Source organism: Frigoribacterium sp. RIT-PI-h, from assembly GCF_001297205.1.
Taxonomy (GTDB): Bacteria; Actinomycetota; Actinomycetes; order Actinomycetales; family Microbacteriaceae; genus Frigoribacterium.
In genome coordinates this window covers 38,704-62,060 of the sequence record NZ_LHOZ01000042.1, presented here as the reverse complement: position 1 = coordinate 62,060, position 23,357 = coordinate 38,704, and the positions used below count along the sequence as shown (strand labels likewise).

Below are 23,357 nucleotides of genomic sequence, written 5' to 3'. Positions count from 1 at the left end.
GGGGGCGCCCCGGCGGTCACACACGAGGGACCACCCGCTCTCACCCGCTGACCGCCCGGCGGGGGGATGCGCGGCGAGCCGCCCGCGGCGGGCTGCCCCGCCCGCCGCCGGGCGCCGCCGCCCGCCCGCGCGGCCCGCGCGGGGTGATCGCCACCCGGCGGGGTTCGTCCGGCTCGTCGGGGTCGTCGACGGGATCGCCCGGCGGGGTGACCTCGCGGGCACCCGTCGGTCGCTCGATCACGACGTCGAGCCACGACTCGGACACCCCGTCGAGCAGTCCCGCGCCCCACTCGACCACGACGATCGAGCCCTCGAAGTCGAGGTCCAGGTCGTCGAGCTCGGCCTCGCCGGACAGCCGGTACGCGTCGACGTGCACCAGGGGCGTGCCCGACGCGGTCGGGTGCGTGCGCGCCAGGACGAACGTCGGGCTCGCCACCTGGCCGCGGACCTCGAGGCCCTCGCCCAGGCCGCGCGTGAAGGTCGTCTTGCCGGCACCGAGCGGTCCGGTGAGGACCAGCAGGTCACCCGCTCGCAGCAGGCCGGACACCCGACGTCCCAGCGCCTCCATGGCGTCGGCGTCGGCGACGGCGAGCTCGACGGGACCGCCCGGGGTGGTCACGGCCGGCCGCCGACGTAGACGCGAGGCACCCGGGCGCCGACGCGGCAGGCGACCTCTTCCGGGATCGTGTCGGTGGCGTCGGCCCACTCGCCGATGGTCATCTCGCCCCGGTCGCCCGGCCCGAAGAGCACGACCTCGTCGCCGACCGCGACCGGGTCGTCGCCCATGTCGACCAGGAACTGGTCCATGGCGACCCGGCCCACGATCGGTCGGGGCACGCCGTTCACGACGACGTGCACCGCCCCCTGCGCCCGGCGGCTGACGCCGTCGGCGTAGCCCAGGGGCACGAGGGCGAGCGTCGTGTCGGACGGAGCACGGAACGTGTAGTCGTACGAGACCCCGGTGCCCGCGGTGACGCGCTTGACCTTGACGACGGACGCGCTCAGCGTGAGCACCGGACGCAGTCCGCGGTCGGCGGCGGTCACACCCTCGGTCACGGGGATCCCCAGGCCGTTCGACCCCATGCGCACCATGTCGAAACGCCGCTCGGGGTGCTCGAGCGCGGCCGAACTCGACGACATGTGCCGTTTCTCGACGGTGGCACCGAACGCCTCGGCGTCGGCCACGGCCTTCTCGAACACCCGGGCCGCGGCCTGGTCGTCGGCCTCGCTCGTCTCGCTGACGTGCGAGAAGATGCCGCGGAGGCGGACCACGCCCTCGTCGCGCAGCTCGACGGCACGGGCGACGAAGGCCGGCCAGTCCGAGGGCAGGCAGCCCTCTCGGTGCAGCCCGGTGTCGATCGTCAGGTGGAGGAGGGCGACGCCACCGCGCGCCCGCGCGACCGCGGCCACGGACTCGAGCTGCTCGAGGGTCGACACCCCCAGGTCGACGCGCAGGTCGACGGCGGCCTCGAGGTCGTCGGACGGGCTGAGCTGCCAGGCGAAGAACGAGGCGTCGCCGCCGATGCCCAGACGTCGCATCCTCAGGGCCGGCGCGAGCTCGACCGTGCCGAACCAGCGGATGCCCGCGGCCACGGCCTCGGGCACGAGCACGTCGGCCCCGTGCGAGTAAGCGTCGGCCTTGACGATGGCCAGGATCTCGACCGGGTCGAGACGGGCGATCAACGACTCGAGGTTCGCCCGGTACGCGGCCAGGTCGACCGTGGCCCGGCGCAGGGACGTCGCGGCGCTCATGCGGTGTACCTCCGGGTGAGGCCGGCGGCCAGGCACGCGACGACCTCGTAGGTGATGCCGCCCATGGCGTCGGCCCAGTCGGCCGCGGACTGCCGGCCCAGCACCGGGTCGCCGAACAGCACGACCTCGTCACCGATCTCGACGGGGTCGTCGCCCACGTCGATCACGAGGGCGTTCATGGCGATGCGGCCGCGGACCCGGTAGGTGCGCTGGCCGATCGTCACGGACGCGCGCTCGCTCGCGGCCCGGTCGATGCCGTCCGCGTACCCGGCCGGCACGATCGCGATCGACGTGTCGCGCTCGGGCCGGAAGAGGTAGCCGTAGGAGACGCCCTCGCCCGCCGGTATCCGCTTGACGGTGGTCACCGGCGCGGTCACGGTCATGGCCGGACGCAGGCCGAGCTCGGCCGACGTGCGGTCGGGGTAGGGGCTGAGCCCGTAACTCGCGAGGCCGAAGCGCACCATCGTGGCCCCCGACCCGACGTAGTCGCGCGCCGCCGCCGAGGCGGCGACGTGCAGCAGGGGCGGCCGCACGCCCAGCTCGTCGAGCATCGCGGAGGCGCGGGCGAAGCGGGCCGTCTGCAGGCCGTCCTCTTCGGACGAGGCGTTGGACACGTGGGTCATGAGGCCCTCGACCGGCACGACGGCGGCGTGGTCGGCCGCGCGCTCGAACAGCTCGGGCCACTCGGACTCGACGGCCCCGTTGCGGCTCAGTCCCGTGTCGATCGCCAGGTGGACCGCGCGGACGCCGGCCGCCACGGCCGCCTCGAGCTGGTCGACGCTAGACACCGCCGGGGGGGTGCCGGGCGCGGGGGCCCGACGAGGTCCTCGTCGGGAGCGTGCAGCCGGGCGCGCCCGGGCGCCTCGACACCGGCGCGGCGCAGGGCCACGGCCTCGGGCAGGGCGGCCACGCCGAGCCAGTCGACGCCGGCCTCGACGAAGGCCCGGGCGCACTCCACGGCACCGTGGCCGTAGGCGTTGGCCTTGACCACGGCCATGACGGCCGCGGGCGCGACGGCCGCCCGCAACACCTCGACGTTGTGTCGCAGCGCGGCCGTGTCGACGGTGATGGTGACGTCGTGGGTCATCGGTCTGCCCCTTCGTGGTGTGCGTCGTCGTGGTCGGCAGCGCCGCGGCCGTCACCTTCGGCGACCACGTAGGCGACCGCCACCCCGCCGTCGTGGCTGAGCGACAGGTGGAGGCGCGCGACGCCCCGCGAGTCCGCCAGCGACCGTGCTCCCCCGCTGAGGACGAGCGACGGGGCTCCTTGGTCGTCGGAGACGACCACGACGTCGTGCCAGCGCACCCCGGTGGAGCCGCCCAGGGACTTGATCAGCGCCTCCTTGGCGGCGAAGCGGGCCGCCAGCGACTGGCGCCCGCGCGGGCTGCCGTCACGCAGGACGAGTTCGTCGGCCCGGAACAGTCGCGTCGCGAGAGCCGGGGTGCGCTCGATCGAGCGGCCGAAGCGTTCGAGGTCGACGACGTCGACGCCGATGCCCACGATCACGTCCTCACCCGCCTGATGCCCTGCCCCGGCTGCACGACCCGTTACTCGACGGTGACCGACTTGGCCAGGTTGCGCGGCTGGTCGACGTCGAGGCCCTTGGCGGCGGCGAGCTCCATGCCGAAGACGTGCAGCGGCACGACCGACAGCAGGGGCTCGAAGAGCGGGGCCGCCAGCGGGATGTGCAGCACCTCGTCGGCGAAGGGCAGCACCGCGGCGTCGCCCTCTTCGGCGATCGCGATGACCCGGGCGCCGCGCGCACGGATCTCTTGGATGTTCGAGACGACCTTGGGGTGCAACGAGCGCGGGTCGCGCGGGCTGGGGACGATGACGAAGACGATCTGACCGGGCTCGATCAGCGCGATCGGGCCGTGCTTGAGCTCGCCGGCGGCGAAGCCCTCGGCGTGGATGTAGGCCAGCTCTTTCAGCTTGAGCGCCCCCTCGAGGGCGATCGGGTAGCCCACGTGGCGACCGAGGAACAACACCGACCGGGTGTCGGCCATCCAGCCGGCGAGGGTCTTGATGCGCTCGGACGACTCGAGCACCTGCTCGATCTTGCCGGGGATCTCGTGCAGGTCGGCGACCTGCTCGGCGATGGCCTCGGTGCTGAGCGTGCCCCGCAGGGTCGCGAGGTGCAGGCCCAGCAGGAAGAGCGCGGTGCCCTGGGCGACGAACGCCTTGGTCGACGCGACGGCGACCTCGGGGCCGGCGTGCGTGTAGAGCACGGCGTCGGACTCGCGCGGGATCGTCGAGCCCTGGGTGTTGCAGATCGAGAGCACCTGGGCACCCTGCTCGCGGGCGTACTTGACGGCCATCAGGGTGTCCATCGTCTCGCCCGACTGGCTGATCGACACGACGAGGGTCTTCTCGTCGAGCACCGGGTCGCGGTAGCGGAACTCGTGCGCCAGCTCGACCTCGACGGGGACGCGGGCCCACTGCTCGATGGCGTACTTGCCGAGGATGCCGGCGTAGGCGGCGGTGCCGCAGGCGATGACGATGACGCGGTCGACGGTCAGCAGGCGTTCGCGCACGCCGTCGAGCTCGGACAGGGTCACGGCGCCGTCGGCGGTGATGCGTCCGAGCAGCGTCTTGGCGACGGCCTCGGGCTCCTCGCTGATCTCTTTCGCCATGAAGCTGGACCAGCCGCCCTTCTCGGCGGCCGAGGCGTCCCAGTCGACCTCGAACTCGGTCGTCTCGACCGGTGCGCCGGTGAAGTCGACGACCTCGACCGAGTCGGGACGGATCGTCACCAACTGGTCTTGACCGATCGACATGGCACGACGGGTGTGCGCGACGAAGGCCGCGACGTCGCTGCCGAGGAAGTTCTCGCCGTCGCCCAGGCCGATGACCAGGGGCGAGTTGCGGCGGGCACCGACGACGACGCCCGGCTGGTCGGCGTGCACGACGAGCAGCGTGAAGGCGCCGTCGAGGGTGTTGACGACCGTGCGCAGGGCCTCGGTCAGGTCGCCGGAGGCACGGTAGGCGCGGGCGACCAGGTGCGCGGCGACCTCGGAGTCGGTCTCGCTGAGGAACTCGACGCCCTCGGCGAGCAGCTCGGCCTTGAGCTCGGAGAAGTTCTCGATGATGCCGTTGTGGATGAGGGCGAGCTTGCCGTCGTCCGACAGGTGGGGATGCGCGTTCTCGTCGGTCGGGCCACCGTGGGTCGCCCACCGGGTGTGGCCGATGCCGGTCGTGCCGTCGGTCAGCGGCGTCGCCTCGAGGTCGTCGACGAGCATCTGCAGCTTGCCGGCCTTCTTGCGGGTGCCGAGGTCGCCCGCGGCGTCGATCACGGCGACTCCCGCCGAGTCGTACCCGCGGTACTCGAGTCGCTTGAGACCGCCCAGCAGCACCTCGATGCTCTTGTCACCCGTTCCGACGTATCCCACGATTCCACACATGCGGTCGATCTTAGAGGTTCCCGTCCGAGAGCCCGGCGGGCCGTGCCGACTCGCGCCGACCCCGGACCGGTAGCCTCGTGCGCATGGCCGAAGCCAACCCGACGACCGCGCCCTCCGCCGTGCACGCGAGCCCCTTCGTCGAGATCGGGCGCGACGCCTGGGCCGACCTGGCCCCGACGACGCGCCTGCCGCTGACCGAGACCGAGATCGTGCAGTTGCGTGGTCTCGGCGACCGCCTCGACATGCGCGAGGTGCAGGACGTCTACGTCCCGCTCAGCCGCCTCCTCAACCTCTACGCCGCCGGCGCCCGCAACCTGCACCGGGCGACGAGCGACTTCCTCGGTGAGCGCGCCCAACGCACGCCCTTCGTGATCGGCGTCGCCGGGTCGGTGGCCGTCGGCAAGTCGACCGTGGCGCGCCTCCTGCGTGAACTGCTGAGCCGCTGGGACGACACCCCTCGCGTCGAGCTGGTGACCACCGACGGGTTCCTCTACCCGAACGCCGAGCTCGAACGCCGCGGCATCATGAGCCGCAAGGGGTTCCCCGAGTCGTACGACCGCCGCCACCTGCTGCGGTTCGTCTCGCAGGTCAAGAGCGGTGCCGAAGAGGTGCGTGCGCCGTTCTACTCGCACACCAGCTACGACATCATGCCGAGCGCCGAGGTCGTCGTGCGCCGGCCCGACATCCTGATCGTCGAGGGGCTCAACGTGCTGCAGCCCGCCGTCGCCGGCCGGCTCGCCCTCAGCGACCTGTTCGACTTCACGGTCTACGTCGACGCCCGCACCGGCGACATCGAGAACTGGTTCGTCGAGCGGTTCCTCGCCCTGCAGAAGAGCGCGTTCACGCAAGAGCGCTCGTTCTTCCACCGCTTCGCCGACATGAGCGAGCCCGAGGCCAGGTCGTTCGCCTCGGGCGTCTGGAAGTCGGTCAACGAGCCGAACCTGATCGAGAACGTGCTGCCGACCCGGTCACGGGCGACGCTCGTCCTGCGGAAGGCCGCCGACCACAAGGTCAGCTCGGTCCTGCTGCGCAAGATCTGACCCGCGGCGACGACGCCCCGTCCCGATGAGGGGCGGGGTCCGGTCAGGAGGCGCGGGTGGCGTCATCGCGACGACGCACCCCGTCCGCCGCGCGGCTCAGAGGGCGAGTCGCTCACGGACGACGTCGGCCAGCGCGTGGGCGACGCGGTCGGCGGTCGCCTGGTCGGCGGCCTCGACCATCACGCGCACGACGGGCTCGGTGCCCGAGGGGCGGAGCAGCACCCGGCCGGTGTCGCCGAGCTCGGCCTCGAACCGGCGCACGGCCTCGGCCACGCCCTCGTCGGACGCGGCGCGCGAACGGTCGACGTCGCGCACGTTGATCATGATCTGCGGGAAGACCGTCATGACCGAGGCGAGCTCGGCCAGGCTCTTGCCGGTCGCGGCCATGCGGGCCACGAGCGAGAGGCCGGTGAGGATGCCGTCGCCGGTGGTGGCGTAGTCGGCGAAGACGATGTGGCCGGACTGCTCGCCGCCGAGGGTGAAGCCGTGCTCGTTCATGTCCTCGAGCACGTAGCGGTCGCCGACCTTGGTCTGACGCACCGTGATGCCGTGGTCGGCCATGGCACGGATGAGGCCGAGGTTGCTCATGACGGTCGCGACGAGGGTGTCGCCGACGAGCGCGCCGCGCTCTTTCTGGGCCAGGGCGATGATGGCCATGATCTGGTCGCCGTCGACCACCGCACCCGTCGCGTCGACGGCCAGGCAGCGGTCGGCGTCGCCGTCGTGCGCGATGCCGACGTCGGCACCGTGCTCGAGGACGGCCTTCGCGAGGTTGTCGAGGTGGGTGGACCCCACGCCGTCGTTGATGTTGACGCCGTCGGGGTCGGCACCGATCAGGGTGACGGTCGCACCGGCGTCGGTGAAGACCTCGGGCGAGACCGCCGAGGCGGCGCCGTGGGCGCAGTCGAGGACGACGTGGATGCCGTCGAGTCGGTTGGGCAGGGCACCGAGCAGGTGCAGCACGTACCGGTCTTCGGCGTCGGCGAAACGGCGGATGCGGCCGACGTCGCCACCGATGGGCATCAGCTGAGGATCGGCCATGGCGGCCTCGATGCGGTCTTCCACCTCGTCGGGCAGCTTCGTGCCGCCGAAGGCGAAGAACTTGATGCCGTTGTCGGGCGCCGGGTTGTGCGAGGCGCTGATCATCACGCCGAAGTCGGCCCCGATGTCGTCGACCAGGAAGGCCGCGGCGGGGGTCGGGATGACGCCGGCGTCGAGCACGTCGACGCCCGAGCTGGCGAGCCCTGCGCAGACGGCGGCGGTGAGGAACTCACCGGAGATGCGGGGGTCGCGCGCGACGACGGCGACGGGTCGCCGCCCTTCGGCGCGGCGGGCATCGGCGTGATGCCCCTTCGTGAGAACCACCGCGCTCGCCTGGGAGAGCCCCAGGGCGAGCGCGGCGGTCAATTCACGGTTGGCGAGGCCTCTGACACCGTCGGTACCGAACAAACGCGACATCGCGAGACCTGCCTTGTGTGGTGCTGGTTAGCGCTTCGAGAACTGCGAGGCCTTGCGGGCCTTCTTGAGACCGGCCTTCTTGCGCTCGATGACGCGGGCGTCACGGGTGAGGAAGCCGGCCTTCTTGAGCGTGGCGCGGTTGTTCTCGCGGTCGATCTCGTTCAGCGCACGGGCGATGGCGAGACGGAGGGCACCGGCCTGGCCCGAGGGGCCGCCACCGGTGACCTTGACGGCCACGTCGTACGAGCCGAGCAGGTCGAGGACCTTGAACGGGTCGTTGATCAGCTGCTGGTGCAGCTTGTTGGGGAAGTAGTCCTCGAGGGTGCGACCGTTCACGACGATCGTGCCGGAGCCGGGCGTGAGGCGCGCGCGGGCGATGGCCTCTTTGCGACGACCGACGGCGGAACCGCCGACGCTCAGCACGGGGCGGGGCGTCGCGGCGGCCTCGGGGGCCGAGCTCTCGGTGGTGAAGCTCTCGGGAGCCTGGTCGATGGAATCTGCGATCTGAGCCACTGTGTGGGGGTCCTTAAGTCTGAAGGCGGACGCTACTGGGCGACCTGGTCGAGGGTGTAAACCGTGGGCTGCTGAGCAGCGTGGGGGTGCTCGGCACCCGCGTACACCTTCAGCTTCTTGATCTGGGCACGGCCCAGCGAGTTCTTCGGCAGCATGCCACGGATGGCCTTCTCGACCGCACGGGTGGGGTGCTTCTCGACCATCTCGGAGTACGTGGTGGCCGTGATGCCGCCCGGGTAGCCCGAGTGACGGTAGTAGAGCTTCTCGGCCAGCTTGGAGCCGGTGAGGGCCACCTTGTCGGCGTTGATGACGATGACGAAGTCGCCCATGTCCATGTGGGGGGCGAAGGTCGGCTTGTGCTTGCCGCGCAGCAGGGCTGCCACGTGGCTCGCGAGGCGGCCGAGCACGACGTCGTTGGCGTCGATGATCAGCCAGTTCGGCTGAACGTCAGCCGGCTTGGGGGAGAAAGTGCGCGTCACAGTAGTGCTGCTTCCTGGTCGAGGTGAGAGGTTCGTGAATCCCGCTCCGTTGCCGTTGTCACCGCAGAGACGATGAGAACGAGTCAGGTGGAGGGCTCAACTTCGGGCGAAAGCGCGCAGTTGCGCAGACACCAAGAACCCACGATACCCGAGACAGGCGAGACGGTCAACCGCCGCCCGCCTCGCTCGAGGGAGTCACTCCCCCAGCTGGTCGTGTGACCGCTTCACCTGCGTCAGGGCCACCCGGGCGGCCATCTCGTCGTCGGGCGGGTAGCCGACCTCGACCATCGTGAGCCCGTGGGCGGGCACGACACGGAACTCGCCGTTGCGCTGGGCCTCGCGGCGCACGCCCACCGCACGATGCGCCTCCATCGCTCCCTCGCCGACGGCGACGCAGGCGCCCACCAGGTTGCGCACGAGGTTGTGGCAGAACGCGTCGGCCTGCACCGAGGCGACCAGCACGCCGTCGCCTTCGCGCCTCCACGAGAACACCTGCAGCTCGCGGATGGTGGTCGCGTAGTCGCGGTGCCGGCAGTAGGCGGCCCAGTCGTGCAGGCCGAGCAGGCCCGCGGCCGTGGCGTTCATCAGGTCGAGGTCGAGGTGCTGGTCGTACCAGAGCGTGTGGCTGCGTCGGGTGGGGTCGCGTTCGGCCCCACGGTCGGCGATGCGGTACTCGTACCGTCGCCAGAGAGCGCCGAAGCGGGCATGGAAACCGGGAGGCGCGACTCGCGCACCCGAGATCACGATCTCGTCGCTCGCGCCCGCCAACCCGTTCAAGCGACGGGCCAGCACGGTCGGGGCGTCGAGGGGCGACTGGTCACGCATGCCGCGGTGCGGCTTCTGCAGCTGGGCGATCTGGGCGTCGGTGAGGTCGAGGTGCACCACCTGCCCGCGCGCGTGCACGCCGGCGTCCGTGCGGCCCGCCACGGTCACGGTCGGCACGTCGCCCAGCCGGCGGAAGAGCGTCTGCAGCGCGGCCTCGATCTCGCCCTGGACCGTGCGACGGCCGGGCTGCTCGCTCCAGCCCGAGAAGCCGGTGCCGTCGTACGCGACCCCGAGACGGAGGCGCGTCAGGGCCGGGGCGTCGATCGTCACCCGACGATCCTACGGGGCCGACACCGCGCCTCCTCGGACCGCCGGGTGGCCGGACGACGACGGCGGTCGCGACCCGGTCACCCGGGTCACGACCGCCGTCCGGCGTGTCCGCCTAGCCCACGCGGGAGGCGCGGCGGCGGACCACGAGGACCGTGCCGCCCATCGCCAGCAGCACCAGGGCGAGCGCGAGCCACCCGGCCAGGGGCGCGGACCCCGTGAAGGCCAGCGAACCGTCCGCGGTCGGCACCGTCGTGCCCGGCGAGACGGCCCCGGGAGCACCCGGCGTGGTCGGGCCGGCGCCCGCACCGGGCGTCGTGCCCGGGTCGGTGACCGGCGGCACCGGGTCGACGGGAGCCTCGAGCAGCGACACCCCGACGACGACCGGGTCGTGGTCGCTGGAGCGGAACTGGTCGGCCTGGTAGAGCTGCTTCACGTTGTAGTTGAAGCGGCTGTACTCGAGGCCGATGCCCTCACCCGAGTTGATGTTCCAGATGTCCACGCCCGTGACGGCCTCCGCCGCGGCGGGCGAGGCGAGCACGTGGTCGAGCGAACCGCTGAGGCCGCTGAAGACGTAGCTGTACTCGTCGGTCTCGGTGGAGCCGAGGTCGACGTAGCCCGCGGCCCGCAGCACCTGGATCGGGTCCTCCTGGCTGTAGGCGTTGAAGTCGCCCAGCAGGAACACCTTGTCGGTGCCGGCGGCGGCCTCGCGTTCGGCGGCGAAGGCGACCAGGGCGTTCGCCTGGTTCACGCGCGAGCCGTTCGAACCGCCCTGGCCGTCGCCCTGATCGGCGTCCGAGCCCGAACCGCTGCCCTTCGACTTGAAGTGGTTCGCGATCGCGACGAAGGTCGACTCGGCGTCACCGCCGACGGGACGGAAGGCCTGCGCGAGCGGCTGGCGTGCGTTGCTGAACGCGGCGGAGCCGGTCAGGATCGTCGACCCGCCGACGGGTTCGGCGACGGCCTTCTTGTAGATGAATGCGAGACGGATGACGTCCTCGTTGGCGGGCAGCGCCTCCGGTGAGCGCGCGTAGTCCCAGACCTCGCTGCCGGCCGCGGCGTTGAGCGCGCCGACCAGGGTCGCGAGCGCCGAGTCGCGGTCGTCACCGAAACGAGCGGAGTTCTCGATCTCCTCGAGCGAGACCACGTCGGCACCCAGCGCGTTGATCGCCGTGACGATCTTCACCTGCTGGCGGGCGAGGTTCTCGGCGTTCGCGGCACCGCGAGCGTCGCAGCCGCTGTTCACGGTGAGCGGGTTCCCCGCCCGGTCGTCGTAGAAGGTGCACCCGGGGATCGAGTCACCCGTCGTCGTGAAGTAGTTCAGCACGTTGAAGCTGGCGAGCTTCACGTCGCCTCCCACCTCGCGCGGGGCGTCGGTGCGGATGTCCTCGAAGGTGACCGGCAGGTCGCCGTAGGCGGTGTCGCCGGTGAGACGGGCGGTCGGCTGGTACTTCCAGGCCGAGTTGCGGAAGTCGAACACGACCGGCTTCGTGAAGGCCACGGAAGCGCCCACCGTCACCGGGTCCTCGTTCGAGAGGTAGGGCACCGGGATCGACTGGTTGGCGGCCGTGAAGAAGTTCGTCGTGGCGCCGTCGTCGAGGGTCACGGCACGGGCCGCGTTGTCGGCGACCACCGCCGCGTAGCCGGCCGAACCCGGACGGGCGACCTCGGTGGGCTGGATCAGCGGCCGGTCACCCGAGGCGAGCTTCACCTCGCCGTACTGGTTCGTCGTGTAGGTGTCCGCGACGGTGAACTCGCCCTGGGGCAGCACGAGCATGCTCTCGAGCGTCTCACGCTGGGCGTCCGTGGCCGGCAGGCCGACGGTCGCCGCCTGCGGCGCCACGACGGTCGAGGCGTCGAGAGGCCGGAGCGAGGACGCACCCGTGACGGTGATCTGCGTCAGGCCGAAGAACTCGGTGACCGTCCCGTCGACCTCGACGTAGTCGCCGACGGCGACCGAGGAGGCGGTGCTCGCGGAGTACACGAACAGTGCGTCCGACGCGACGTGCGTCGACAGGTCGAGCGCGCCTCCGGTCCCCGGGGTCTGGATGACGTAGCCGTCCAGCCCGCCCGTGGGGTAGGTCGCCGTGACGATGCCGCGCGTGGTCACCGTGCGACCGCCGAGAGGACTCGCGCCGGTCACCCCTTGGATCTGCGCGATCGTGACGTCGGCCTCGGGGGTGGGCTCGGGCTGCGGCTCGGGTTCGGGGCCCGGCTCGCTGCCCGTGCCGCCGGAGTTCTGCGGGGTGATCTGCCCCTGCTGCGTGAAGTCGGCCGCGTTGTCGTCGGTGTCGACGCCGTCGGTCCGCACGTACGAAGTCGGCACGGAGTTCGCCGAGCCGATCTCGGCGGCCCGGGTCTCGAACGTGACGGACGCGCCGTAACCGAGGACGTCGACGACCCCGGGCGTGCCCGTCGGGACGGCACCGCCGGGCAGGGTCAGGCCCGTCGCCTGGTCGGACAGCACGAGGGTGCCGCTGGCACCGCCGGGGTTGAGGCCGGTGACGACGTCGGGCGTGGGGAGGGGGGCACCTGCCGAGACGCCGTTCGTCGCGTTGCCCGCGAGCTGGACGAGGAAGTACCCACCGGGAGCGACGGAGCCGCTGAGGGCGCCGATGCTCGTGAAGGGCGCCGAGTTCGCCGCTGCCCGGTACTGCAGCGACCATCCGGCCAGCGAGACCGACGCCGTCGTCGGGTTGTAGAGCTCGACGAACTTGTTCGTGTACGGCGCGTTCGCGCTGCCACCCTTGAAGTACGCCTCGTTGATGACGATGCCGGAGCCGTCGGGGGCGGCGACGGCCGCGACCGGCACGAGGGGGCCGAGCAGCAGCGAGAGTCCGGCGACGAGGGCGGCGGTGCCCGATGCGGTGTGTCGAGGTCGGGGTGACATGGGTTCCTTCGGTGATTCGTAAGAGGACCCTGTGAATCTAGAGCCCTCGTCCGCCCGGCGGGTTTCCCCCGTGTGTCCCACAGGTAAACGACACCCGTTGTGGGTACGACGGAGGGCCCGTCACCTCACGGTGACGGGCCCTCCGGGTGGTGCTGGTGGGGCTACTTGGCTGCTTCGTCGTCCGACTTGGCAGCGGCGTCGGCCTCGACCTCGTCGGCGGCAGCCGTCTCGGTCTCGGTCTCGACGGGAGCGGACTCCTCGACCGTCTCGGTCTCGTCGACGGGGGCCTCGGTGGGCTCGTCGTCGGCGGACTCGGCGACCGGAGCCGCCGTGGCGGTGGTCTTCGAGTTCTTGACCTTGGGGGTCACGGGCTCGAGGACGAGCTCGATCGACACCATCGACGCGTTGTCGCCCTTGCGGAAGCCGAGCTTCGTGATGCGGGTGTAGCCGCCGTCACGGTTCTCGACCAGCGGGGCGATCTCGGTGAAGAGGATGTGCGCGGCCTCTTTGTTGTTGCGCAGGGTCTGCATGGCGCGACGACGCGAGTGCAGGTCGCCACGCTTCGCGAAGGTCACGAGACGCTCGGCGACGGGACGGAGGCGCTTGGCCTTGGTCTCGGTCGTCTTGATCGTCTTGTGCTCGAAGAGCGAGGCGGCGAGGTTGGCCAGCATGAGGCGCTCGTGCGCCGGGCCGCCTCCGAGGCGGGGTCCCTTGGTGGGCTTGGGCATTGTCTGTTCCTAAGTGGTGTCGAGAGTGGAGGGCGTCGGGCGGAGAGACCTAGTTGGTGGTCTCTTCTTCGTCGTAACCGCTGTAGAAGTGGGCTCCGTCGAACCCGGGGACCGTGTCTTTCAGCGAGAGGCCGAGCTCGACGAGCTTGTCCTTCACCTCGTCGACCGACTTCTGACCGAAGTTGCGGATGTTCATCAACTGGGTCTCGGACAGGGCGACCAGCTCGGACACCGTGTTGATGCCCTCGCGCTTCAGGCAGTTGTAGCTGCGGACCGACAGGTCGAGGTCTTCGATCGGGGTCTGCAGTTCGCTCGACAGGACGGCGTCGACCGGCGCGGGGCCGATCTCGATGCCCTCGGCGGCCGTGTTGAGCTCGCGGGCCAGACCGAACAGCTCGGTCAGCGTGCGACCGGCCGACGCGATGGCGTCACGCGGCGAGATCGACGGCTTCGACTCGACGTCGACGACCAGACGGTCGAAGTCCGTCCGCTCACCGGCACGCGTCGCCTCGACACGGTAGGTGACCTTGAGCACGGGCGAGTAGATCGAGTCGATCGGGATCTGACCGGCTTCGCTGAACTCGCTGCGGTTCTGCACGGCCGACACGTAGCCGCGGCCACGCTCGATCGTGAGCTCGAGCTCGAACTTCGCCTTGTCGTTCAGCGTGGCGATGACGAGCTCGGGGTTGTGGATCTCGACACCGGCCGGAGCCGAGATGTCGGCGGCCGTGACCTGGCCGGCACCCTGCTTGCGCAGGTAGGCCGTGATGGGCTCGTCGTGCTCGCTGGCGACGACCAGCTGCTTGATGTTGAGGATGACCTCTGTGACGTCTTCCTTCACACCGGGGACGGTCGTGAACTCGTGCAGCACGCCGTCGATGCGGATGCTGGTGACAGCAGCGCCGGGGATCGACGAGAGAAGCGTGCGGCGCAGCGAGTTGCCGAGGGTGTAACCGAAGCCGGGCTCGAGCGGCTCGATCACGAAGCGGGAGCGGAACTCCGAGATGTTCTCCTCGGTGAGGGTGGGGCGCTGTGCAATGAGCACTGTTTATTCCTTTCGGCGAAGAGTCCGCTATATGACTCTTGGCGGTACGACAGGTGGCTGGCCCGTCGGGTCTGTTGAGTTGTGGGCACCTCGGGCGAACACGCGGGAGGCGGTGCTGACGCGGGGGTGCCCGCCGACCCGGCGGACCCCGATGACGGGGCCCGTGCCGGGTGCGGCGGGCGGGAACTCAGTTAGACGCGACGACGCTTCGGCGGGCGGCAGCCGTTGTGCGCCTGGGGGGTGACGTCGTTGATCGAACCGACCTCGAGGCCTGCGGCCTGGAGCGAACGGATCGCCGTCTCGCGACCCGAACCCGGGCCCTTGACGAAGACGTCGACCTTCTTGACACCGTGCTCCTGCGCCTGGCGGGCAGCGGACTCGGCGGCGAGCTGCGCGGCGAACGGGGTCGACTTACGCGAACCCTTGAAGCCGACGGCGCCGGACGAGGCCCAGCTCAGGACGGCGCCCGAGGGGTCGGTGATCGAGACGATCGTGTTGTTGAACGTGCTCTTGATGTGGGCCTGACCCACGGCGACGTTCTTCTTCTCTTTGCGGCGGGGCTTACGCGCGGCCGTCTTCGGTGCTGCCAATTTTTTCTCCTACAACCTTGAGGGGCGTACGGCGGGAGCCGAGGCCTATCGAGCCTTCTTCTTGCCGGCGACGGTGCGCTTCGGGCCCTTGCGGGTACGAGCGTTCGTCTTGGTGCGCTGGCCGCGGACGGGGAGGCCACGGCGGTGGCGGATGCCCTCGTAGCTGCCGATCTCGACCTTGCGGCGGATGTCGGCGGCCACCTCGCGGCGGAGGTCGCCCTCGACCTTGTAGTTGCCCTCGATGTAGTCGCGGAGCAGGACGAGCTGGTCGTCCGTGAGGTCCTTGACGCGGATGTTGCCGTCGATCTCGGTCTCGGCGAGAGTCTTGAGCGCGCTGGTGCGGCCGACTCCGTAGATGTAGGTCAGTGCGACTTCGACGCGCTTGTCGCGCGGGATGTCAACGCCTGCTAGACGTGCCATGATGGCCTCTTTTCAGAGATGGTGGAGGTCTGTCACAGCACCGGTGCCCGGGCCTCCGACCCGGGGTGTCCCCCGCCTCCGCCCACCCTGTCGGGTGGTCGTGACGAGTTCTGGTGCTGCTGGGAGGGTGTTGCTGTGTGACCCGGCTCGGCCGGGTCGGCATCGGCACGCCGCCGGAGCGGCGGACGAGTCAGCCCTGGCGCTGCTTGTGGCGCGGGTTGCTCTTGCAGATGACCATGACGTTGCCCTTGCGGCGGATGACCTTGCAGTGCTCGCAGATGGGCTTGACGCTGGGGTTGACCTTCATCGTTGTTTCCTTGATCTCGCTGGCTTCGTGCCCCACGGGTGCGTGGGGCCGTTCCTTTCCAGCACGCCCTACTTGTAGCGGTAGACGATCCGGCCGCGGGTCAGGTCGTAGGGGCTGAGCTCCACGATCACACGGTCTTCGGGCAGGATGCGGATGTAGTGCTGCCGCATCTTGCCGGAGATGTGCGCGAGGACCCTGTGTCCGTTGGTCAACTCAACGCGGAACATCGCGTTGGGCAGAGCTTCGATCACTGCGCCTTCGATTTCGATGACACCGTCTTTTTTGGCCATAGCCTCACTGTCGCTAAGAATAGGGGTGTTGGTCGTGCGGGGATGCGATGCCCAGGCGCGCAGAAACGCACATGGAACACCAAAGATCGATCCTAGGTGATGCCGGTATAGTTCAGCAACCCGGCCGGTCAACCCGACACGCCGGAGCACCCGTCGACCTCTGGCGACCACGTCGGTCGTCGTCTCGTCGGATACGCGTCACGACTGCCGGGAGCACCATGCCTGACCGCTCGACCACCCGCTCGTCCCCCCGGGGGGTCGCTCGCCACGGTCGGCTCCGCCGCCGGGGCCCCGTTCGCATGCTGCTGGCCCTGGTCGCGGGGGCCATGGCCGTCGTGCTCGTGAGCGGTGTGTCCATCGCGGCGATCGCGGTCCGCACCGCGACCTCCGGGGTGCAGACCGTCTCCCTGGGCAACGAGGACGAGGTCGCCGGCGTCGACATCTCGGCCATCGAGGGCGGCGCCAACATCCTGCTGGTGGGCAGCGACGAGCGCGACGACGGCAGCCAGGTCGACGCCGGCGAAGTGGACGGCGTCCGCAACGACGTGACGATCCTGGCCCACCTCTCGGCGGACCACACGCAACTGACCGCCGTGAGCTTTCCGCGCGACCTCATGATCGACGTGCCCGAATGCGTCGGCGACGACGGGCAGGTCTCCCCCGCCGAGGACCACGTGCAGTTCAACACCACCCTCGGACGCGGTGGACTCTCGTGCACCGTCAAGACGGTCGAGGGCATGACCGGCCTGGCGATCCCCTACGCCGGCAAGATCACCTTCGACGGCGTCATCGAGATGTCGAACGCGATCGGCGGGGTCGACGTCTGCGTCACGCGGACGATCCGTGACACCGACTCGGGCATCGACCTCGGCGCGGGCACCCACTCCCTGCAGGGCGCCGAGGCGCTCGCGTTCCTGCGCACCCGACACGGCGTGGGCGACGGCAGCGACATCGCGCGCATCAGCTCGCAGCAGGTCTTCCTGTCGTCGATGATGCGCGAGATCATCTCGGGCGGGACGCTCGGCGACGTCACGACGCTCTACAAACTCGCCTCGGCCGCCCTGAGCAACATGACGCTGTCATCGACCCTCGACTCCCCCGACACGCTCGTGCGCCTGGCCCTCGCGCTGAAGGACATCCAGCCCGCAGGGATCGTCTTCGTCCAGTACCCGGTCGTCGACGACCCGCGCGACTCCAACCGGGTGGTCGAATCCACGACCGATGCCGCAGCCCTCAATGCCGCTCTCAACGCCGACGAGAAGTTCCCCCTCGGCGACGACGGCGCGGGGCGCGGTTCGGTCACGGACGGTACCGCGCCGGGGGAGCCCACGCCCCCCGCCGTGCCGAGCGAGACGTCGTCACCGTCCGATGCGGCCGCCGGATCCACGGCCCCGGTCGACCCGTCGACGACGGCCGCACCGACGACGACACTGCCGTCGACGATCACGGGGCAGTCCGCGGCCGAGGCCACCTGCAGCGTCGGCTCGTCCCGCTGAGCCGCACCGCGCCTCCTCGGCGTCGCCGAGACGGACCGAGGAGGCGCGGGGCCGGCGATCGGGACGGGCGTCACACCCAGCGGCGCCAGTCCCGCGGCACCACCGTCGAGTGCCGTGAGCACCCGGAGGCCGGCGGCGTGCACCGCGATCGAGTGCTCCCAGTGCGCGGGCAGCGAGCCGTCGCGTGTGCTGACGGTCCAGCCGTCGTCGTGGGTGACCGTGTCGATGCCGCCGGAGGTCACCATGGGCTCGATGGCGATCACCAGGCCCGGCCGGACGGCGGGGCCACGTCCGCGGACGCGGTAGTTGAAGACCGGCGGGTCTTCGTGCATCGATCGCCCGATGCCGTGACCGGTGTAGTCCTCGATGATGCCGTAGTCGCCCTGCGCGTCGATGTAGTCCTCGATGGCGCCACCGACCTCGTTGAGGTGCGAAGCCGACGCCAAGGCGGCGATGCCGTGCCAGAGGGATTGCTCGGTGACCTCGTTCAGACGACGGCGCTCGGCCACCACGTCGGGGCGGTCGGCGTCGTCCAGGACGAAGGTGCGTGCGCTGTCGCCGTTCCACCCGTCGAGTTGCGCGCCACTGTCGATCGAGACGAGGTCGCCCGCCGCCAGGACGCGGGAGCCCGGGATGCCGTGGACGACCTCGTCGCCGACCGACGCGCACACCGTGTGGCGGTAGCCGGGAACCAACATGAAGTTGGGTTCTCCCCCACCGTCACGGATGGCGGCCTCGGCGACGGCGTCGAGCTCGAGGGTCGACACGCCGGGTCGCACGACGGACTGGACGGCATCGAGCGACGCGGCCGTCAGGAGTCCCGGCGCGACCAGTCGTCGGAGTTCGTCGGCGGTCTTGTAGATGCCGGAGCGGCGGAACGCCACGAGGTCAGGAAGCCGAGGCGACGGACGTGAACCCGCGGGCGGCGAGAGCCGACTCGATGCGCCCGGCGACCTCATCGATGCTGCCGAGCCCGTCGACCTCGACCAGCAGGCCACGCTCTCGGTACGTGTCGATCAGTGGAGCGGTCTCGCGGAGGTAGACGTCCTGGCGGTGGCGGATGGCGTCCTCGGTGTCGTCAGAACGCCCCTGGTCGAGGGCACGCTTGCGGAGACGCTCGACGATCTCGTCGCGGTCGGCGACGAGCTGGACCACGGTCGTCAAGGACTGACCCTGCTCGGCGAGGTGCTCGTCAAGGAACTCGACCTGCTGGAGCGTGCGCGGGTACCCGTCGAGAAGGAAGCCCTCGGCCGCGTCGTCCTGCGAGAGCCGGTCGGAGATGAGCTCGTTGGTGAGGCTGTCCGGGACGTAGTCGCCCGCGTCGAGGATCGCCTTGACCTTGAGGCCGAGTTCGGTCTCGTTCTTGACGTTGGCGCGGAAGATGTCACCGGTCGAGATCGCCGGGATGCCCAACGATTCGGCGATGGCGACCGCTTGGGTGCCCTTGCCGGCCCCGGGGGGACCGACGATGAGGAGGCGCGGGCTGAGTCGGGTCTCAGCGGCACTCATCGGAGCAGACCCTCGTAGTGACGCTGCTGGAGCTGCGAGTCGATCTGCTTGACCGTCTCGAGACCGACGCCCACGATGATCAAGATGCTGGCACCTCCGAAGGGGAAGTTCTGGTTCGCACCGACCGTGGCCAGAGCGATCAGCGGGATGAGTGCGATGATGCCGAGGTACAGGGCACCTGGCAGGGTCACCCGCGTCAGCACGTAGTCGAGGTACTCGGCGGTGGGGCGACCGGCACGGATGCCAGGGATGAACCCGCCGTACTTCTTCATGTTGTCGGCGACTTCTTCGGGGTTGAAGGTGATCGCGACGTAGAAGTACGTGAACCCGACGATGAGCGCGAAGTACAGCACCATGTAGAGCGGGTTGTCACCCGAGGTGAGGTTCGCCTGCACCCAACTGACCCACGCCGGCGGAGCCGTGCCGTCGGAGGGCTGGTTGAACTGTGCCACCAGGGCAGGCAGGTAGAGCAACGACGAGGCGAAGATGACCGGCACGACGCCCGCCATGTTGACCTTGATCGGGATGTACGTGTTGTTTCCGCCGTAGGTTCGCCGCCCGACCATTCGCTTGGCGTACTGGACGGGAATCCGCCGCTGGGACTGCTCGACGAAGACGACGAGCGCCATGATGATCAGACCGACGGCGATGACGAGCAGGAAGATCTCGAAGCTCCGCGACTGGGCGATGCTCCAGAGGGCGGTCGGGAAGCGGGCGGCGATCGAGGTGAAGATCAGCAGCGACATGCCGTTGCCGATGCCGCGCTCGGTGATGAGTTCGCCCATCCACATGATGAGGCCGGTACCGGCGGTCATCGTGACGACCATGAGCATGACGGCGTACCACGCGTCGTTCGTGATCAGCTGGCTGCACTCGGCGATGCCCGACGAACCGAAGAGGGCTCCGGAGCGGGCCACGGTGATGAGGGTCGTGGACTGGAGGACTCCCAGGGCGATGGTGAGGTACCGCGTGTACTGCGTGAGCTTCGCCTGCCCCGACTGGCCCTCTTTGTAGAGGGTGTCGAAGTGAGGGATGACCACGCGCAGCAACTGCACGATGATCGACGAGGTGATGTAGGGCATGATGCCCAGCGCGAAGACCGACAGCTGCAGCAGAGCGCCACCGCTGAACAGGTTGACGAGCTCGTAGAGACCCGAGGTGCCCTGGTTGCCGGCGAGGCAGGCCTGGACGTTCTGGTAGTCGACGAACGGCGCGGGGATGAAGCTACCCAGCCGGAAGAGCGCGATGATGCCGAGCGTGAACCCGATCTTGCGACGCAGGTCGGGGGTGCGCATGATGCGCGCGACAGCTCTGAACACGTGGGGCCTCCCGGTATGAAGGATGGACGACTGATGGGGGTGGCCCTGGCGGACCACCCCCTCAGGTGATTTTTACTTGCTGACGGACCCGCCGGCGGCGACGATCTTGTCTTCGGCGGAGCCGGAGACCTTGTCGACCGCGACGGTGAGCTTGACGCTCAGATCGCCCTGTCCGAGGACCTTGACCTTCTCGTTCTTCCGAACGGCACCCTTGGCGACGAGGTCACCGACGGTGACGTCACCACCCTGCGGGTAGAGCTCGTTCAGCTTCTCGAGGTTGACCACCTGGTACTCGACGCGGAACGGGTTCTTGAACCCGCGCAGCTTCGGAGTACGCATGTGGAGCGGCATCTGGCCACCCTCGAAGCCGACCTTGACCTGGTACCGGGCCTTCTGACCCTTGGTGCCACGACCGGCCGTCTTGCCCTTCGAGCCCTCACCACGACCGACGCGCGTCTTCGCCTTCTTGGCACCGGGAGCCGGACGAAGGTGGTGCACCTTGAGCACCTGGGGACGCGCGACGTCGTCGGAGGACGTCGTCGAGGCGGGAGCGACCTTGGTGGTCGAGCCCGTCGAAGCAGCGGCCTTGTCGGCGGCGGGCTTCTTGGCTGCGGCCTTGGGAGCTGCAGCCTTGGTGGTCGTCGCCTTGGGGGCGGCGGCCTTCTTCGGGGCGGCCTTCGCGGCGGCCTCGTTCTTCTCGTCAGCCATTAGTCAATCTCCTCGACCTTCACGAGGTGGGCGACCGTGTTGACGTAGCCGCGGTTCTGCTTGGTGTCCTCGCGAACGACCGACTGGCCGATGCGCTTGAGGCCCAGGCTCCGCAGCGTGTCACGCTGGTTCTGCTTCTCGCTGATTACGGACTTGATCTGGGTCACCTTGAGGTTGGCGGCCATCAGGCACCTGCCTTCTCGGTTGCGGCGGTACGAGCTGCCTGCTCGGCACGGACCATGAAGGCCGGCATGACAGCGTCGATGTCGAGTCCACGACGGGCGGCGACGGCGCGCGGCTCTTCGAGCTGCTGCAATGCCTCGACCGTGGCGTGGACGATGTTGATCGTGTTCGACGAACCGAGCGACTTGCTCAGGACGTCGTGCACGCCGGCGCACTCGAGCACGGCGCGGACGGGACCACCGGCGATGACACCGGTACCGGCCGAAGCCGGACGCAGCATGACGACGCCGGCAGCGGCCTCACCCTGCACGGGGTGCGGGATCGTGTTGCCGATGCGCGGGACGCGGAAGAAGTTCTTCTTGGCCTCTTCGACGCCCTTGCTGATGGCCGTGGGGACCTCTCGGGCCTTGCCGTAGCCGACACCGACCAGGCCGTTGCCGTCACCGACGACGACGAGCGCGGTGAAGCTGAAGCGACGACCGCCCTTGACGACCTTCGACACGCGGTTGATCGTGACGACGCGCTCCAGGAACTGGCTCTTGTCGTCACGGTCGCCGCGTCCGCGGCCACCCTGGTTGCGGTCACCGCGACCCTGGCCGCCGCGGCGGTCGGTGCGACCACCCTCGCGGTTGTTCGACTCCGAGCCGGCAGCGGTCTCGACGGGACGCTCGACGACGGCCTCGGCCGGCGCCTTGGTCGCTTCGGTCTCTGCGGGGGGAGTGGTGTTCGTAGCGTCGCTCACAGGTTCAAACCAGCCTCTCGGGCGCCTTCGGCGATGGCCGCGACGCGTCCGGCGTACTTGTTGCCGCCGCGATCGAACACGACGGCCTCGATGCCCGCAGCCTTCGCACGCTCGGCGACGAGCTCGCCGACCTTGCGGGACTTCGCGGTCTTGTCACCGTCGAACGTGCGCAGGTCGGCCTCGAGGGTCGATGCGCTGGCGACGGTGAAGCCCTTGCTGTCGTCGACGACCTGCACGAAGACGTGCCGGGCCGAACGGGTGACGACGAGACGGGGGCGCTCTTCGGTGCCCACGACCTTCTTGCGCAGGCGGGTGTGACGGCGCTTGGTGGCAGCCGACTTGCTTTTTCCTCGTGTACCGAGACCCATGATTACTTACCTGACTTTCCGGCCTTGCGGCGGACGACCTCGCCGGCGTAGCGGACACCCTTGCCCTTGTAGGGCTCGGGCTTGCGCAGCTTGCGGATGTTGGCAGCCATCTCGCCGACGGCCTGCTTGTCGATCCCGACGACGGTGAGCTTGTTGTTGCCCTCGACCGTGAAGCTGATGCCCGCGGGCGGCTCGACGGTGATGGGGTGCGAGTAGCCCAGGGCGAACTCGACGTTCGAGCCCTTGGCCTGGACGCGGTAGCCGGTTCCGACGACCTCGAGGCCCTTGGTGTAGCCCTCGGTGACGCCGATGATCTGGTTGGCGATCAGGGTTCGCGTGAGGCCGTGGAGCGAACGCGACTCGCGCTCGTCGTCCGGACGGGTCACGACGACCGTGCCTTCTTCGATCTTGGCTTCGATGGGGCTCTTGACGACGAGCGACAGCTCACCCTTGGGGCCCTTGACGCTGACGGCCTGGCCGTCGATCTTCACGTCGACCCCGGCAGGGATCGAGATGGGGAGTCTTCCGATTCGAGACATGACGAGTTACCACACGTAGGCGAGGACTTCTCCGCCTACGCCCTTCTTCTGGGCCTCACGGTCGGTCAGCAGACCGGAGGACGTCGACAGGATGGCGACACCGAGGCCACCGAGCACCTGGGGGATCTCGGTCGACTTGGCGTAGACGCGGAGGCCGGGCTTCGACACGCGCTTGATGCCCTTGATGGAGCGCTCACGGGCGGGGCCGTACTTGAGGTCGATCGTGAGGGTCTGGCCCACGCGGGCGTCTTCGACCTTCCACGACTCGATGAAACCCTCGCGCTTGAGGATCTCGGCGATGTGGGACTTGAGCTTGCTGCTCGGGAGCGACACGGTCTCGTGGAAAGCCGAGTTCGCGTTGCGCAGTCTGGTCAGCAGGTCTGCGACCGGATCTGTCATCGTCATGCGGTTTGTCACTTTCTCGTCCGGTTTCGACATCCGGTACACCGGATGCCGACCTGGGCGATCGATTGGTCGACGAGCGGTTC

The 23,357-nt window shown here is 69.6% G+C and carries 27 protein-coding genes and 1 pseudogene; 2 read left to right on the top strand and 26 right to left on the bottom strand.

Annotated elements, in window-relative coordinates:
* Positions 1-40: 40 nt before the first annotated feature.
* Genes tsaE through glmS form a run of 6 tightly spaced genes read right to left on the bottom strand, consistent with a single transcriptional unit; the run spans position 41 to position 5,153 of the window.
* Positions 41-619, bottom strand: coding sequence for a tRNA (adenosine(37)-N6)-threonylcarbamoyltransferase complex ATPase subunit type 1 TsaE (gene tsaE, locus AEQ27_RS03675; protein WP_369813580.1), 579 nt, complete (start codon positions 617-619; stop codon positions 41-43).
* Entirely contained in the window at positions 616-1,752 is a 1,137-nt protein-coding gene (alr, locus tag AEQ27_RS03670; RefSeq protein WP_054145436.1) for an alanine racemase, read from the bottom strand. The genes tsaE and alr (AEQ27_RS03670) overlap by 4 nt, the downstream gene beginning before the upstream one ends.
* On the bottom strand, positions 1,749-2,540 hold the full coding sequence (alr, locus tag AEQ27_RS03665) for an alanine racemase (RefSeq protein ID WP_255349748.1): 792 nt from the start codon (positions 2,538-2,540) through the stop codon (positions 1,749-1,751). Before alr (AEQ27_RS03665) ends, alr (AEQ27_RS03670) begins: the two co-directional genes overlap by 4 nt.
* Positions 2,462-2,839, bottom strand: coding sequence for an alanine racemase (locus AEQ27_RS18510; protein WP_255349747.1), 378 nt, complete (start codon positions 2,837-2,839; stop codon positions 2,462-2,464). Before AEQ27_RS18510 ends, alr (AEQ27_RS03665) begins: the two co-directional genes overlap by 79 nt.
* Positions 2,836-3,258 carry a holo-ACP synthase gene (locus AEQ27_RS03660; protein WP_054145435.1) on the bottom strand — a complete coding sequence of 141 codons (423 nt, stop codon included), beginning with the start codon at positions 3,256-3,258 and terminating at the stop codon, positions 2,836-2,838. Before AEQ27_RS03660 ends, AEQ27_RS18510 begins: the two co-directional genes overlap by 4 nt.
* A 41-nt stretch (positions 3,259-3,299) precedes the next feature.
* Positions 3,300-5,153, bottom strand: coding sequence for a glutamine--fructose-6-phosphate transaminase (isomerizing) (gene glmS / locus AEQ27_RS03655; protein ID WP_054145434.1), 1,854 nt, complete (start codon positions 5,151-5,153; stop codon positions 3,300-3,302).
* 83 nt (positions 5,154-5,236) lie between these two features.
* Between glmS and coaA the strand changes: the two genes are divergently transcribed.
* A complete protein-coding gene (coaA, locus tag AEQ27_RS03650; RefSeq protein ID WP_054145433.1) occupies positions 5,237-6,193 on the top strand; it encodes a type I pantothenate kinase in 957 nt (318 codons plus the stop codon).
* A gap of 96 nt (positions 6,194-6,289) precedes the next feature.
* Here coaA and glmM read toward each other — a convergent pair whose 3' ends face one another.
* From glmM to infA, 11 genes are all read right to left on the bottom strand, one after another.
* Positions 6,290-7,651, bottom strand: coding sequence for a phosphoglucosamine mutase (gene glmM / locus AEQ27_RS03645; protein ID WP_054145432.1), 1,362 nt, complete (start codon positions 7,649-7,651; stop codon positions 6,290-6,292).
* Between the two features lie 27 nt (positions 7,652-7,678).
* Positions 7,679-8,164: a 30S ribosomal protein S9 gene (gene rpsI / locus AEQ27_RS03640; protein ID WP_082059799.1), complete on the bottom strand. Its 486-nt coding sequence runs from the start codon at positions 8,162-8,164 to the stop codon at positions 7,679-7,681.
* Positions 8,165-8,196: 32 nt separating this feature from the next.
* Entirely contained in the window at positions 8,197-8,643 is a 447-nt protein-coding gene (gene rplM / locus AEQ27_RS03635) for a 50S ribosomal protein L13 (RefSeq protein WP_043593314.1), read from the bottom strand.
* 195 nt (positions 8,644-8,838) lie between these two features.
* On the bottom strand, positions 8,839-9,738 hold the full coding sequence (locus AEQ27_RS03630; protein WP_235450962.1) for a tRNA pseudouridine(38-40) synthase TruA: 900 nt from the start codon (positions 9,736-9,738) through the stop codon (positions 8,839-8,841).
* A gap of 112 nt (positions 9,739-9,850) precedes the next feature.
* A complete protein-coding gene (locus tag AEQ27_RS03625) occupies positions 9,851-12,625 on the bottom strand; it encodes an ExeM/NucH family extracellular endonuclease (protein WP_054145431.1) in 2,775 nt (924 codons plus the stop codon).
* Positions 12,626-12,786: 161 nt separating this feature from the next.
* A complete protein-coding gene (gene rplQ, locus AEQ27_RS03620) occupies positions 12,787-13,353 on the bottom strand; it encodes a 50S ribosomal protein L17 (protein ID WP_054145430.1) in 567 nt (188 codons plus the stop codon).
* A 49-nt stretch (positions 13,354-13,402) separates the two neighbouring features.
* On the bottom strand, positions 13,403-14,398 hold the full coding sequence (locus AEQ27_RS03615) for a DNA-directed RNA polymerase subunit alpha (RefSeq protein WP_043593322.1): 996 nt from the start codon (positions 14,396-14,398) through the stop codon (positions 13,403-13,405).
* Positions 14,399-14,589: 191 nt separating this feature from the next.
* Positions 14,590-14,988 (bottom strand): 30S ribosomal protein S11, encoded by a 399-nt coding sequence (rpsK, locus tag AEQ27_RS03610; RefSeq protein WP_043593323.1) that lies wholly within the window; start codon positions 14,986-14,988, stop codon positions 14,590-14,592.
* 45 nt (positions 14,989-15,033) lie between these two features.
* Positions 15,034-15,408, bottom strand: a complete 375-nt coding sequence (gene rpsM, locus AEQ27_RS03605; RefSeq protein WP_043593325.1) for a 30S ribosomal protein S13 — start codon at positions 15,406-15,408, stop codon at positions 15,034-15,036.
* 190 nt (positions 15,409-15,598) lie between these two features.
* Positions 15,599-15,715: a 50S ribosomal protein L36 gene (gene rpmJ, locus AEQ27_RS03600; RefSeq protein ID WP_043593327.1), complete on the bottom strand. Its 117-nt coding sequence runs from the start codon at positions 15,713-15,715 to the stop codon at positions 15,599-15,601.
* A 68-nt stretch (positions 15,716-15,783) separates the two neighbouring features.
* Positions 15,784-16,005 (bottom strand): translation initiation factor IF-1, encoded by a 222-nt coding sequence (infA, locus tag AEQ27_RS03595; RefSeq protein WP_043593329.1) that lies wholly within the window; start codon positions 16,003-16,005, stop codon positions 15,784-15,786.
* 299 nt (positions 16,006-16,304) lie between these two features.
* Between infA and AEQ27_RS18235 the strand changes: the two genes are divergently transcribed.
* Positions 16,305-17,501: an LCP family protein gene (locus AEQ27_RS18235; protein WP_054145429.1), complete on the top strand. Its 1,197-nt coding sequence runs from the start codon at positions 16,305-16,307 to the stop codon at positions 17,499-17,501.
* A gap of 56 nt (positions 17,502-17,557) precedes the next feature.
* Here the strand turns inward: AEQ27_RS18235 and map are convergent.
* The 9 genes and pseudogenes from map to rpsH all read right to left on the bottom strand — a co-directional run.
* Positions 17,558-18,385, bottom strand: a pseudogene (map, locus tag AEQ27_RS18230) (type I methionyl aminopeptidase); the annotation flags it as partial.
* A 4-nt stretch (positions 18,386-18,389) separates the two neighbouring features.
* Positions 18,390-19,010, bottom strand: coding sequence for an adenylate kinase (locus AEQ27_RS03575; RefSeq protein WP_054145426.1), 621 nt, complete (start codon positions 19,008-19,010; stop codon positions 18,390-18,392).
* Entirely contained in the window at positions 19,007-20,329 is a 1,323-nt protein-coding gene (gene secY, locus AEQ27_RS03570) for a preprotein translocase subunit SecY (protein WP_043593336.1), read from the bottom strand. Before secY ends, AEQ27_RS03575 begins: the two co-directional genes overlap by 4 nt.
* A gap of 72 nt (positions 20,330-20,401) precedes the next feature.
* A complete protein-coding gene (gene rplO, locus AEQ27_RS03565) occupies positions 20,402-21,037 on the bottom strand; it encodes a 50S ribosomal protein L15 (RefSeq protein WP_082059801.1) in 636 nt (211 codons plus the stop codon).
* Positions 21,037-21,222, bottom strand: coding sequence for a 50S ribosomal protein L30 (gene rpmD, locus AEQ27_RS03560; RefSeq protein ID WP_043593338.1), 186 nt, complete (start codon positions 21,220-21,222; stop codon positions 21,037-21,039). The genes rplO and rpmD overlap by 1 nt, the downstream gene beginning before the upstream one ends.
* Positions 21,222-21,962, bottom strand: a complete 741-nt coding sequence (gene rpsE / locus AEQ27_RS03555; RefSeq protein ID WP_043593339.1) for a 30S ribosomal protein S5 — start codon at positions 21,960-21,962, stop codon at positions 21,222-21,224. The genes rpmD and rpsE overlap by 1 nt, the downstream gene beginning before the upstream one ends.
* Positions 21,959-22,330 (bottom strand): 50S ribosomal protein L18, encoded by a 372-nt coding sequence (gene rplR / locus AEQ27_RS03550; protein ID WP_043593341.1) that lies wholly within the window; start codon positions 22,328-22,330, stop codon positions 21,959-21,961. The genes rpsE and rplR overlap by 4 nt, the downstream gene beginning before the upstream one ends.
* A 2-nt stretch (positions 22,331-22,332) precedes the next feature.
* The gene (rplF, locus tag AEQ27_RS03545; protein WP_043593343.1) at positions 22,333-22,869 is read right to left on the bottom strand and encodes a 50S ribosomal protein L6; all 537 of its coding nucleotides are present in this window, start codon (positions 22,867-22,869) and stop codon (positions 22,333-22,335) included.
* Positions 22,870-22,875: 6 nt separating this feature from the next.
* Positions 22,876-23,274: a 30S ribosomal protein S8 gene (gene rpsH / locus AEQ27_RS03540; protein WP_043593344.1), complete on the bottom strand. Its 399-nt coding sequence runs from the start codon at positions 23,272-23,274 to the stop codon at positions 22,876-22,878.
* Positions 23,275-23,357: the final 83 nt, after the last annotated feature.

Coding starts and splice junctions, on each gene's coding strand:
- rpmJ (WP_043593327.1), bottom strand. CDS start 15,715: ATGAAGGTCAACCCCAGCGTCAAGCCCATCTGCGAGCACTGCAAGGTC.
- rplQ (WP_054145430.1), bottom strand. CDS start 13,353: ATGCCCAAGCCCACCAAGGGACCCCGCCTCGGAGGCGGCCCGGCGCAC.
- glmS (WP_054145434.1), bottom strand. CDS start 5,153: ATGTGTGGAATCGTGGGATACGTCGGAACGGGTGACAAGAGCATCGAG.
- rpmD (WP_043593338.1), bottom strand. CDS start 21,222: ATGGCCGCCAACCTCAAGGTGACCCAGATCAAGTCCGTAATCAGCGAG.
- rplO (WP_082059801.1), bottom strand. CDS start 21,037: ATGGCTGACGAGAAGAACGAGGCCGCCGCGAAGGCCGCCCCGAAGAAG.
- alr (WP_054145436.1), bottom strand. CDS start 1,752: ATGAGCGCCGCGACGTCCCTGCGCCGGGCCACGGTCGACCTGGCCGCG.
- rpsM (WP_043593325.1), bottom strand. CDS start 15,408: ATGGCACGTCTAGCAGGCGTTGACATCCCGCGCGACAAGCGCGTCGAA.
- coaA (WP_054145433.1), top strand. CDS start 5,237: ATGGCCGAAGCCAACCCGACGACCGCGCCCTCCGCCGTGCACGCGAGC.
- rplR (WP_043593341.1), bottom strand. CDS start 22,330: ATGGGTCTCGGTACACGAGGAAAAAGCAAGTCGGCTGCCACCAAGCGC.
- AEQ27_RS18510 (WP_255349747.1), bottom strand. CDS start 2,839: ATGACCCACGACGTCACCATCACCGTCGACACGGCCGCGCTGCGACAC.
- glmM (WP_054145432.1), bottom strand. CDS start 7,651: ATGTCGCGTTTGTTCGGTACCGACGGTGTCAGAGGCCTCGCCAACCGT.
- infA (WP_043593329.1), bottom strand. CDS start 16,005: ATGGCCAAAAAAGACGGTGTCATCGAAATCGAAGGCGCAGTGATCGAA.
- rpsH (WP_043593344.1), bottom strand. CDS start 23,274: ATGACGATGACAGATCCGGTCGCAGACCTGCTGACCAGACTGCGCAAC.
- AEQ27_RS03625 (WP_054145431.1), bottom strand. CDS start 12,625: ATGTCACCCCGACCTCGACACACCGCATCGGGCACCGCCGCCCTCGTC.
- AEQ27_RS03575 (WP_054145426.1), bottom strand. CDS start 19,010: ATGAGTGCCGCTGAGACCCGACTCAGCCCGCGCCTCCTCATCGTCGGT.
- AEQ27_RS18235 (WP_054145429.1), top strand. CDS start 16,305: ATGCTGCTGGCCCTGGTCGCGGGGGCCATGGCCGTCGTGCTCGTGAGC.
- rplF (WP_043593343.1), bottom strand. CDS start 22,869: ATGTCTCGAATCGGAAGACTCCCCATCTCGATCCCTGCCGGGGTCGAC.